This window comes from Bacillus sp. FSL K6-2869 (genome assembly GCF_040869405.1).
Classification (GTDB): Bacteria; Bacillota; Bacilli; order Bacillales; family Bacillaceae; genus Bacillus; species Bacillus altitudinis.
This window is the reverse complement of the sequence record NZ_CP152035.1, coordinates 1,327,705-1,339,762: the sequence shown is the minus strand read 5'-3', so window position 1 is coordinate 1,339,762 and position 12,058 is coordinate 1,327,705. Positions and strand designations below refer to the sequence as shown.

The 12,058-nt window shown below is 41.0% G+C and carries 9 protein-coding genes; 2 read left to right on the top strand and 7 right to left on the bottom strand.

What is annotated here, in order from left to right:
* Positions 1-226 precede the first annotated feature (226 nt).
* On the top strand, positions 227-1,399 hold the full coding sequence (locus MHI58_RS06745; protein ID WP_007498694.1) for an aminotransferase A: 1,173 nt from the start codon (positions 227-229) through the stop codon (positions 1,397-1,399).
* Positions 1,400-1,424: 25 nt separating this feature from the next.
* Here MHI58_RS06745 and MHI58_RS06740 read toward each other — a convergent pair whose 3' ends face one another.
* Together MHI58_RS06740 and MHI58_RS06735 are read right to left on the bottom strand one after the other, a co-directional pair.
* Positions 1,425-3,251, bottom strand: coding sequence for a PAS domain-containing sensor histidine kinase (locus MHI58_RS06740; protein ID WP_045035144.1), 1,827 nt, complete (start codon positions 3,249-3,251; stop codon positions 1,425-1,427).
* 156 nt (positions 3,252-3,407) lie between these two features.
* A complete protein-coding gene (locus tag MHI58_RS06735) occupies positions 3,408-5,534 on the bottom strand; it encodes a penicillin-binding protein 2 (protein WP_045035143.1) in 2,127 nt (708 codons plus the stop codon).
* A 336-nt stretch (positions 5,535-5,870) separates the two neighbouring features.
* Between MHI58_RS06735 and MHI58_RS06730 the strand changes: the two genes are divergently transcribed.
* Positions 5,871-6,668 (top strand): CAP domain-containing protein, encoded by a 798-nt coding sequence (locus MHI58_RS06730; RefSeq protein WP_007498701.1) that lies wholly within the window; start codon positions 5,871-5,873, stop codon positions 6,666-6,668.
* Between the two features lie 115 nt (positions 6,669-6,783).
* On the opposite strand, the gene MHI58_RS06725 is transcribed toward MHI58_RS06730, so the two are convergent.
* The 5 genes from MHI58_RS06725 to MHI58_RS06705 form a co-directional block, all read right to left on the bottom strand.
* Positions 6,784-7,656, bottom strand: coding sequence for an NAD(P)-dependent oxidoreductase (locus MHI58_RS06725; protein ID WP_045035142.1), 873 nt, complete (start codon positions 7,654-7,656; stop codon positions 6,784-6,786).
* A 13-nt stretch (positions 7,657-7,669) separates the two neighbouring features.
* A complete protein-coding gene (locus MHI58_RS06720; protein ID WP_045035141.1) occupies positions 7,670-8,455 on the bottom strand; it encodes an SDR family oxidoreductase in 786 nt (261 codons plus the stop codon).
* Between the two features lie 76 nt (positions 8,456-8,531).
* Positions 8,532-10,493, bottom strand: coding sequence for a methyl-accepting chemotaxis protein (locus MHI58_RS06715; RefSeq protein WP_035392234.1), 1,962 nt, complete (start codon positions 10,491-10,493; stop codon positions 8,532-8,534).
* Between the two features lie 115 nt (positions 10,494-10,608).
* Complete coding sequence (gene splB, locus MHI58_RS06710) at positions 10,609-11,637, bottom strand: spore photoproduct lyase (RefSeq protein ID WP_007498710.1); 1,029 nt, start codon at positions 11,635-11,637, stop codon at positions 10,609-10,611.
* Between the two features lie 80 nt (positions 11,638-11,717).
* Positions 11,718-11,960: a transcriptional regulator SplA domain-containing protein gene (locus tag MHI58_RS06705; RefSeq protein WP_034646394.1), complete on the bottom strand. Its 243-nt coding sequence runs from the start codon at positions 11,958-11,960 to the stop codon at positions 11,718-11,720.
* Between the last annotated feature and the right edge of the window lie 98 nt (positions 11,961-12,058).

Sequence of the window (12,058 nt, the reverse complement as noted above, 5' to 3'; positions counted from 1 at the left end):
CTTTCAGTTTATACCGTTTTGCCTTATTCTAATCATCTTAAGCAGAGCTGTATTTTCCGAGCAGGTTACGCTATAATAAATGTTGCTCTTTCTTCATATATCACTCATGCTGTGATGGATGGGAGAATAGACTACATATAACGATATCCGAAGCCTTTCCGCAGGTGACATTTATGCAGTGAATGGTAAAATAGGATAAAAACATAAATTTTTAAGGTGATGAGAAATGGAGCATTTGCTGAATCCAAGAGTAAAGGATATTGAAATTTCAGGCATTCGAACATTTTCAAATCTCGTATCTTCATATGAGGATGTCGTTTCATTGACCATAGGTCAGCCCGATTTTTATACGCCGCATCATGTCAAAACAGCTGCCAAAACAGCCATTGACGAGAATTTCACCTCGTATACTCATAATGCTGGATTTTTAGAGCTAAGACAAGCGATCCAGCAGTACATCAAAAAGAAAGTCCATCTTGATTATGATGCAGAGACAGAAATCATTGTGACAACAGGTGCGAGTCAAGCAATTGATGCTGCGTTTCGAACCATTTTGACTGAAGGCGATGAGGTCATCCTGCCCGGCCCTGTGTACCCTGGCTATGAACCGATCATTCGGATGTGCGGTGCGGTGCCTGTGCATATCGACACAACAAATGCCGGTTTTAAATTAAACGCCAAGCTGATTGAAGATGCATTAACGGAAAAGACAAAGTGTGTTGTCCTTCCATACCCTTCAAATCCAACTGGGGTCACGCTATTAGAAGAAGAATTGAAAGAAATTGCACAGCTTCTTGAAGGAAAGGATATTTTTATTCTATCTGATGAAATTTATAGTGAGCTGACATTTGATCGTCCGCATCATTCCATTGCTTCTTTCTTAAAGGAACAGACGATTGTCATCAATGGACTGTCAAAATCTCATAGCATGACCGGATGGAGAATCGGCTTTTTATTTGCTTCCGCCCCTATTGCTAAACATGTATTAAAAGTACATCAATATAACGTGTCTTGTGCCTCGGCTATCTCACAAAAGGCGGCACTTGAAGCAGTGACAAATGGTGTGGATGATGCACTGATCATGAGAGAGCAATATAAGAAAAGACTCGACTATGTATATGATCGACTCATTTCTATGGGGCTTCCGGTCATTAAGCCTTCCGGCGCTTTTTATATTTTCCCTTCCATTGAATCGTTTGGGATGAGTTCATTTGATTTTTGCATGGAGTTGTTAGAAAGTACAAGACTTGCGGTCGTACCTGGTTCTGCTTTCTCTTCACTCGGAGAAGGATATGTGCGCCTTTCCTATGCATATTCACTTGAAACGTTAAAAGAAGGACTTGACCGTCTCGAACAATTTGTTCTTGAAAAGCGTTCCATACAATCAATAGACGGATGAAACAACGGCTCTCTTGCCGTTGTTTTTATTTTGCGGGAAACATGATGTGAAACACAGTCCCTTTCTCTGGGTCGCTATCTACCCGGATGGTTCCGTTGTGATTTTCTAAAATATTAAATGTCACCATGAGCCCAAGTCCTGTTCCCTTTTCTTTTGTTGTTAAAAAAGGTTCACCGATCCGCTTCATGACCGATTCAGGAATACCAATTCCTTCATCTCTAATCGTGACAAGTATTCCTTCTTTTTCGGCTTTGGCGGTAATGTCTACCTTCCCTCCGTCCGGCATGGATTCGACGGCATTTTTGATTAAATTGATAAACACCTGCTTCAGCTGGTTTTGATCCCCATTCATCAGAAGATCCTCCTCGATATCACTTGTGTTCATCAAAATTCCATTTAAGTTGGCCTGTGTCTCTAACAGAGCGGTGACTTCGCTAATGATTTTTTTCAAATCAAGCGTCTGCATGGATGCCGTTTGCTGCGGCTTCGCAAGCATTAGTAGCTCACTTAAGATGATTTCAATCCGGCTCAGCTCAGAGAAGACAATTTCAAAATATTGATCACGGTCTTTTGTTTTTGGTTTAATGAGCTGTAAAAAGCCCTTAATCGCCGTCAGTGGATTCCTTATTTCATGTGCAATACCTGCTGCCAATTGACCTGCGATTGATAATTTTTCAGAGCGCAGCATGAGTTCTTCTGTCTGTTTTCGTTCAGATATATCTCTTAAAATAATTTGAACGGCTGTTTCACCAAAAAATGTGGTAGGGATACAAACCATTTCTGTATAAATCAACCGGTGTTTAAACGTATGGCAGCTCATCGTCACAATCTCAGAATCTGATGCTCTTTCGATTATACGTGATAAGCTCTTTTTGACTTTTTGCTGATCACATGAATGGATTTGATGAAAGATATCTTTTCCGATTAATTTATCGTAATGTTCGGCTTCAAATAATTTAATACCTGATTCATTCATAAATACCCATTTATGATCGTGGATGACGGCAATGGTATCAATAGAATTTTGGATAAGCAGCTGATACCGCTCTCTGCTTTTCTGAAGAACGGTTTGAAATTTCTTACGGGAAGAGATGTCCACTAATAGTAAAAGTTCTGCCCGTTGATTTTGATAAATTGCCGGAGATGACTTCACTTCAATATGAATCATGCTCCCGTCTTTCCTTTTCCATATTTGTTCAATCATTCCGACTGGAAGGCCTTGCTGCAGTCTTTTGATTCGGCTTCTCACAATGTCATGATACTCCTCGGCAATAAAATCAAACGCAGACTTGCCGATCATTTCATCTTTTGTACATACACCCATTAATTGCAGCATCGCATCGTTGGCATACACAATTTTCCCAAGCGCCGTAATACATAACGGATTTGGCAGCATGGCAATCAGATTTTCAGCTTCACTGACATCTTGGAAAGCCGGTAGACTGCCTAACGACTGTTCTGACACTTCTGTTGGTTGAAATGCTGCTTTTTGAGGCTCTGTATTCATTACCCTCATTTTCAGGATCATTTCTCTACTTAATTCGTTGTCTAACCCATCACAAGCAACAAAATCAATGCTTGCTTCTACCCATACAGCTGTAAGATCACTTCTAAGCAGTCTAAAGTGGCAAATCTCTAGCATGTGCTGATTATAGAAATAACTTTCGACGAGAAATTGATCTTCGGTATGAACAAAGTCTTTCAAAAAACACCCTAGTAAATCCTTTTGTTCATAGAGCAAAAGCTGCTTACAATTGGAAGAAATGTAGAGAAAGCGGCCATTAGAAGAAAGAACGGCATGTAAATCAATATTCGAGTACAGCTGATTCGAATCTTTCATTTTTTGTTCCATCGTCGTCCGACCCTCCTTTAATTTTTTTAGGGTTGTCCTTAGTTTGATGTATAAAAAGGATTCGCTAGAAAAACCGTATTTTCCTCCCAATCTCGTGTGAAACGTCCATATTTTCAGCAAAAAGGGAGCACTTTCTCTTGCTGTGCTCCCTGCTGTTTATTGCTTTTCATATTTCTTTTGTAATTCAACGTACTTATCAACAATTTTACTTGGAATGGTTTTAATGACAGGATCTTTATCTGATACATACGGTGTGACGACACTAAATGCCACTTTCGGATTGGAAGAAGGATAATATCCTCCAAAGGTTAAATTGTACGTGGCATTCCCCCACCAGCTCCGGTTGGCACCATAGTAGAAGGTTTGGGCTGTACCCGTTTTCCCTGCGACATCATGCTGACCGAACCGGCCAGCGGCAGTCCCGCCTGTTGATGTGACCATTTTTAGTCCCATTTTGACGCGGTCGATATCTGCTTTCGAGTTGTTAATGGTGTTCAGCACCTTCGGCTCATATTTCTTCACAACAGGACCTACTTCTTCCTTATTCGTTGGGAAGTGAACACTTTTCACCACTCTTGGCTGAATACGGTTACCTCCATTTGCGATGGTCGACATGTATTGTGCGACTTGAAGCGGTGTATACGTGTCATACTGGCCAATCGCTTCATCAAGTAAGAGTCCGCCGACTGTCTTAGGATGCGTCTGCATTCCGCTTGATTCCTGCGGCAAATCGATGCCTGTTTTTACGCCAAGACCGAATTGAGCATAGTAGTTTCTCATTTTTTGTAAGTGTTCAGGTCTTGCTGGTAACGGGCCATCCTTTTGATAGGTGATCCCTGCCATTCTCATCGCTACTTGGAACATGTAAACGTTGGAACTCTTTTGGAGTGCCTGAAGGTCGTTAACCCATCCAAGAACTTTGTAAGACTGTTTCGGCTTTCCTCCACTTCCCGCAAAATACAGCGGTGTATCCATATAGGATTGGTTGTGTGACATGCCATCTTGATAACCAGAGAGGACAGTAGCTCCTTTGACAACAGAGCCCATTTCATACTGTGTCGTAAATGTTCCGATCGCATAATCTGTGACGTCTCTTCCGTCCATTTTCTTCCCTGACATCGCGAGAACATCACCTGTGTTAGGGTCCATCATCACAACAAAGGCACGGTCCATCATATAGTTTCTTGCACTAGCAGATCTTAGCTCTGACTCAACGATTTTGTCGACTTCCTTTTGCAGCTCCATATCAAATGTGAGTGCAAGGTCAAGTCCTCTTCGTCCTTCTGTCCGCTTGATTTCATCAAGCAGTTTTCCGCCGACCTGTGTATATTGAACAGTTGCTTTTTCTGGATTGAGAAAATCTTCATATTGATATTCTAAATAACTTTTTCCTACTCGGTCATTTCTCGAGTAACCTCTTGCCATATAGTAATCTTCACGCTCTTTTATAATGCCTTGCTCTGGGGTGGTGACACCGCCAAGGACATTATAGAGGGTTTTTTCATACGGATATTTCCTTGTCCAGTCATTGATGACATTTACACCAGGCAGTTCATCAAGATGCTCTGATACTAGTGAGATCTCTTCGTATGTCAAACTTACGGATGATGTCTGTTTTGATTCTTTTGTTTCATCAAGCAACGCAACTTTTTCGTCCCCTTTTTTCTCTTCGTTCGGGTCCATTGCTTTCACGATTTGAGGTTCAAAGGCATATCCGCCTGTAAACCTGCGATAGATCGCTGCAACTGCTTTTTCCTCTGCATCTTTTTCGATCGCCTTGATTTCTTTCTTAGGCACACGCTCTACTTGAAGAGGATAGACATCTTTTGCTTTAAGATTCTTTTGCTCTGCTTTTGAAATGAGCTTATCCGCTTCTTTCGGATGGCTTGCCAGCCAAAAATCTCGAATGTCACGCTCTCTCAAAAAATCTGTATCCATTTTTATATAAGTCGCAAGTTTTCTTGCTACTTTAATCTTATCCTCCGCTTTCACACCGCTTTCTGATGTATAAACGATGGCAGGTACACTTTCGTTATCAACAACGACTCTTCCTCTCGCGTCATACATTTTTCCTCTTGGAGACGGGTATGATGCTGTTTTGACCTCAGTTCGGTTGGCTTGCTTTTTATAATCCTCACCATTGACGATTTGCAGCACACCGAGCTTGATGACAAGTCCAGCAAATAAACTAAATACAGCGAAGAAAAAGAGATTAATTCTCCAGGCGTTCCGGCGCTTCATTTTTTTCTGCTCGGCAGCACCTTGATGCTGTTTCTCTCCCACTTATGTAGCTCCTCTCATCCTTTCAATCTTTTACAATTACCACTCATTATTGTAACACTTTTGTAATAGTTGTTACAGCGAAACAAGTGAAAAAAAGCTGTCAATCCCTATTCTGCAAAAAAATATACTAACACTTTAAAATATTGGTATGTTTATGTCGTTTTCTTTAAATAGAAAGATTCTCCATTCATTGATATGAGGAGATTCTTTCTATGACTTTAACAAAAATGACAAATGGGCGTTGTCAATGGAGGATGCTGGTACGTTTATAACAAAAAGTCCATGTTATGATTTTCTGTGAGAAAACAAAACAAAGATTTTAGGAGGAGTTACAAAATGAAAAAGAAATCATTCATTTTTTCAGCGCTGACAGCTGCTGCATTGATCACGTTCACTGGAGGGCATTCAGCTGATGCGAAAGAGCTTAACCTGAAACAAGTCATAAACGTACAGCATCAAGCCATTGATCTTCATACATTAGCTGCAAAATTACATATCTCTTCAGATGTAAACAAGCTAAGCACTTCAAATCAAAAAGAGATCGAAGCTCTATTAAACAAGCTGATCAAAAGTGGTCAACCTGTTACTGGAACAAAAGTGGTGAAAGAAGTAAACAAAGCAAAAAATGAGCAAAAACAAGAATCAGTGAAAAAACCAGCTGCTTCTAAACCAAGCACACCAGCAAAAGAAAACACAACGAACAACAGCTCAAAATCTGATCAAAAAGACACAACTGCAACAAAAGCAGACAGCAGCTTAAATGCATTTGAACAAGAAGTGGTTGAGCTGACAAATAAAGAGCGTGCAAAACAAGGCTTAAAAGCTCTTTCTGTTGATTCTAAATTAAGCAAATCTGCTCGCGCTAAATCACAAGATATGAAAGATAAAAACTATTTCTCTCATACAAGCCCAACTTACGGATCTCCATTTGATCAAATGAAGCAATTTGGTATCACGTACAAAACAGCAGGTGAAAACATTGCGCAAGGTCAAAGATCACCTCAAGAAGTAGTAACAGCTTGGATGAACAGTGAAGGTCACAGAGCGAACATTTTAAACAAAAACTATACACATATTGGTGTAGGTTATGTGAAATCTGGTAACTACTGGACGCAGCAATTCATCGGAAAATAAGATCAAAAAAACCTGTCTCTTTTCGGGACAGGTTTTTAGTTTGTCTTCTTTTTTCAGCAATGTGAGGGCTTGTTTACACGCTACAAACTGTTCCACCTAGGCGGAGCAGTTTTTTTTATTTCACCCATAATTTATAGATGCTTTGTGTTCCGCTGTTTTCTTCGCCCTGTTCGCTGAGCTTTTCATATAATGACTTCGCTAGTGACAGGCCTGGCATCTCTTCTCTCATCAGCTCTGCTTCTTCAAGTGCAATGCCCATATCCTTAATAAAATGCTTCACATAAAATCCTGGCTCGAAATCACCTTTCAGCATTCTTGGTGCAAGGTTTGACAAAGACCAGCTGCCGGCTGCTCCTGTTGTGATGCTTTTAAGTACCTGCTCTGGATCAAGTCCTGATTTTTCCGCATAGGCCATTGCCTCAGCGACACCTACCATCCCTGCTGCGATAGCAATTTGGTTACACATTTTTGTATGCTGACCACTTCCTGCAGGTCCTTGATATTGAATGTTTTCGCCCATTTGCTGAAATAGCGGCAGGCATGCTTCATAGGCTGCTTTTTCTCCGCCAATCATAATTGCAAGCGTGCCGTTTTGGGCTCCAACGTCTCCGCCAGAGACCGGCGCATCTAATGCAAATAGTCCTTTTTCCTTCGCTTTCGCTTCAATTTCTTTTGCCAGCTGAGGTTTCGATGTGGTCATATCAATGAGGTATGTACCAGGCGCAGCATGTTCCACGAGTCCATCTTCTCCTAAATAGACTTCTTCTACATCTGATGGATACCCGACCATTGTGATGACGGCATCTGCCTCCTTTGCGATCTCCTTCACGGTCGATTTCCAAAGAGCACCTTTTTGAACCAATGTGTCTGCCTTTGCTTTTGTTCTTGTATAAACGAGAACTTCGTAGCCAGCATCCATTAAATGCCCTGCCATACTACGTCCCATTACACCGATTCCAATAAAACCAACTGTTTTGATTTGTGCCATCAAGAACTCCTCCTTATAGAGACTTTGTCAATCCACCATCAATGATGAGGGTTTGACCTGTCATATATGTATTGGCTTCAGATAAAAGAAAAGCTGCATATGCTGCAAATTCCTCTGGCTGTCCGTAACGGCCCAGCGGAATCATACGTTCAGCTTGTGCTTTGATCTCTTCAACCGATTGTTGCTCCTCTTGTGCACGGTGTTTGTCCAACTGTTTCACGCGCTCTGTTTCAATTTTCCCGGGGGCTAAGGTATTGATCAAAATGCCATCTTTGGCAAGCTCCTGGGCAGCTGTTTTTGTCCAGCCGGTAATGGCCGGTCTAAATGTATTCGACAGCATCAAGCCTGGGATCGGTTCTTTGACCGACATAGATGCAATATTTAACACTCGTGCACCTTGTTTTTTTAAATACGGCAAGCCTTCTTTTAATAACCGAATATAGCTGAGTAAATGAAGCTGAAATGATTCCATCCAATCTTCATCTGTTAAGGTTTCAAGTGTTCCTGTTTGAGGACCGCCTGTATTGTTCACGAGTATATCAAGACGTTTTTCATCACCTGCTGCTGCGACGACAAGCGCTTTAATTTGCACGGCATCAGATACATCACATACTTGATACGTCAGCTTCCCTTTTACAAGCGGGGATAATTCTTTGACCGCTTCTTGCAGCGTGTGCTCATGTCTTCCCGAGAGCATCACATCTGCTCCCTCTTTTGCAAGATGAAAGGCAATGGCTTTACCGATACCTTGACTGCTTGCAGCGACCAATGCTTTTTTTCCAGATAGATTAACATGCATGTTGACACCCTCCTCTGTTCATATTTTATCATACAAAAAGAACCTTGCTCACATGGCAAGGTTCTTTTCTGCAAGATTATAGTTTAAACCGATTGACTGCCTGACGCAGTGCCTGACTTGATTCGTTCAACATTTCTGTTGATGTTTTCGTTCTTTCTAAAGCTTGTACTTGTTCGTCTGTGGAAGCATGTACTTCCTCAGCTGAAGCGGCGGATTCTTGTGAAATGGCCGCAATACTTTGAATGGAATCATTCATTTTCTGCTGTTCTTCAGTCATTTCATTGATTTGTGTATGAATGCTGTCAATGGAGCCGACAAGTGCCTGCATTTCCATTGTGATACTGCTGAGTGCCTCACCTGTTGAATTGATGGCATCACCTTGTTCTTCATTCATTTTGCTTGCTGCTGTCATCGCTTCAGCTGCCTTTTTCGATTCATCTTGAATGAGTTTTACGGTTTCACTAATATGTTTCGTTGATTCTGCAGATTGTTCAGCCAGCTTTCTGACTTCTTCTGCAACAACAGCAAATCCTCTTCCGCTTTCTCCTGCTCTCGCTGCTTCAATACTTGCATTCAGTGCGAGTAAATTCGTTTGATCTGAGATTTCAGAGATCGCTGTTACGACGTTTTCAATATTTTTTGTTTTATGCTCAAGGTCAAGCAGCATTTGCTCTACCTTCTTCGATTCTTCATTCGCTTGTGTTGATTTTTGGACGAGCAGACCAAGAGCATCAAGTCCTCTATAGCTTGCATCTTCCGATGATTTTGAGTTGGTTTGCATTTGCGTGGCAAGCTCACCCATATGACGAACTTTTTCATACAAATGCTCTGATTTTTCATTAATGGTTTCCGCTTCTGATGCTTGTTTCGTCGCTCCTACAGCGACCTCTTGAATAGCCGTTGCAATCTGTTCACTAGATAGCAAGGTCTCGTTTGAAATTTGTGTCACTTCATCCGTTGATTTCACAACCTGATCTGAAGACTCTTTCACTTTTTCAATTAAATCCCTGATGCCTTCAGTCATTTGATTAAAGCTTTTCGTGAGGAAACCTATCTCATCCTGAGACTTCGACTCAAGCGAGCTGGTTAAATCGCCTTCAGACACTTTACGAACATGCTCGATGAGGCGTTTAATTGGTGTTGTAATGCTTCTAGCCAATAAGTAGCTTAGAATCATGGCAAGTATAATGGCAATGACAGAAATAATGATACTTGTCTGATTCATTTGTTCAGTGATCCAAAGAAGTTTCTTTTTCTCGAAGCTCACACCGATCGTCCAGTTTGCCTCTTTAATTTTTGAGATGACGGTCAGCTGTTTGTCATCATCAATACCCGAGTTGTCGATCGCTTTTTTCACAGAAGCGACTTTTGAGATATTTTTTCCTTGCTCTGTTGGATGTGCCAAAATGGTCCCTGTGCCGTCAACTAAGAAAGCCGTTCCCATATAAGGAATCTTTTGTTCTTTTATATAAGACTGAATGGAAGCCAGTTTCAAGTCAAGTCCAGCGACACCGACTACTTTCCCGTTTCGTACGATCGCCTTCGTGGCTGAAACGACCATTTCATTTGTTGCTTTATCAATGTACGGATCTGTCCATAGGACTTCGTCAGGCTTTTCAGCTGCTTGAATATACCAGTCTCGTTTAGACGGATCATACCCTTCACCAAAATCGGACTCCGGGAAAGCGAACATTTTACCATCACTTGTTCCTATATAGGCAAGCGAGATGAGTTCATCCTGCTCCTGCAATCCTTTTAATTCATCGTTTTCAAATGCCAATGTCTGCTTTGTTTGTTTCTGTGCAAAATCTTCAGTAAGTGTACTTGTTGCCAATTTGTTAATCGTATCACCGTAATTCTCAAGCTTTAGTGCTATGATGTCTCTCATGCTTTCTGCCGTTGCTGCTGTCGTTGTTTTCGCATCTCGTTCAATCAATGGTCTTAATACTAAATTGGAACCCACTTGAACTGCGACAACGGTTAAAATTAAAATAACTGAAATGAAAACAGCTATTCTCACTTGAAGTTTCTTAAACATCTCATCACCCCTACATCCTACTTTCGCATCTTAATGTGTATATCGGCAAAATTGGTACCGCATTCAATAGTTGTAAGAAAATTTAAATAGAAAAAACAAGCCATAATGACTTGTTTTAAGTAAAATATTCAATTTTTGCAGACGGAAAGTACTGTTCGATATATGATTCTAATGTCTGTCTAAGTTCTTGTTCTTCGTCTTTTTGATAGATATATTTTCCAATTCCGTATCTACCCCACTTATATCTTCTCTTTTCTTCATCTAGTTCTAGTTTTGTTTTTGGATAGTTTTTTTGGATGACACGCTTCGCCGGTTTTGTAAAACGGTGCTGAATCATTTCAAAGGTGATATCTTGTCTCACTTCTTCAGGGAGAGCTGCATCGAGTTTTTCAAATAGGACTTTATAGCCCTCTTGCCACCCTTCATGAATGTAAATAGGGGCAATAATAAAGCCAAGTGGATAGCCTGCTTTTGCTACCTTTACAGCCGCTTCAATCCGCTGATCGAGTGGTGATGTTCCAGGTTCGAAATATTTAATGACATAATCGGCATTGATACTAAAGCGGAATCTTGTTCGTCCATTGTGTTTTGCATCTAACAAATGGTCTACATGATGAAATTTCGTAACAAAGCGTAGTTTGCCAAGATCGGTTTGACCAAAGTATTCAATCGCTCGTTTGAGTGTGTGAGTCAAATGGTCAATTCCGACGATATCAGATGTACACGAGGCTTCAAATCGTGTGATATCAGGCGCACGCTCGTTCATGTACTGTTCAGCCTGATCTAAGATCTCTTCTACATTGACATATGTGCGAATGTACGGCTTACTCCCCATAGTCGTTTGCAGGTAGCAATAATGGCAATGCCCCATGCATCCTGTCGCAAAAGGAATGGCATACTCTGCAGATGGTTTAGATGTATCAAATTTTAAGGTTTTTCTCACACCGATAACGAGCGTCGACTTTGCATTACGGTACTTTTGCAAATCATTTTTCCCCGGAATATTTCTCACTTGGTTGTGTGAGGTTGTTTCTCTAATTTCAATTCCCATGCCTTCAAACTTTTCTTTCAGCTCTTGTCCTAATGGGTACTCTAGCGCCCGAGGTTCAATATACACAAGCTGGGGAACGAACGGTTTGATCATATTTAGCACATCCTTACCTTATAGGTTCATACCGTTACTTTAACCTCTCAGGATGGCTTCTATCCTTTCTAAAATCTCCCTTATTCAAACAGATCTTGATAAAGGGCTTCTGCTTCTTCGTATGTTGGAAATACGGCATCATCAGGGGCTAATGGGTGATATGTTTCAAGTAGAAATAGCGCAAGCTCTTGTTCATTGTAAGGGTGTGAAACGATTTCCGCTTCTTTAATTTGTGCGACATTGGCTGCATGTGGATTTCGATAAATGACATATACTTGATCACCTGGCTTATAGTTAGAGAAAGACAAACTGGTCACCTCCATTTTTTATTTTAGGATGCCCTTCTCTTCATGCGATATGACTGATTATGATAAAATTCGACAAAAAAACCAGACAGTTTGACCTGTCTGGTTTACATCAC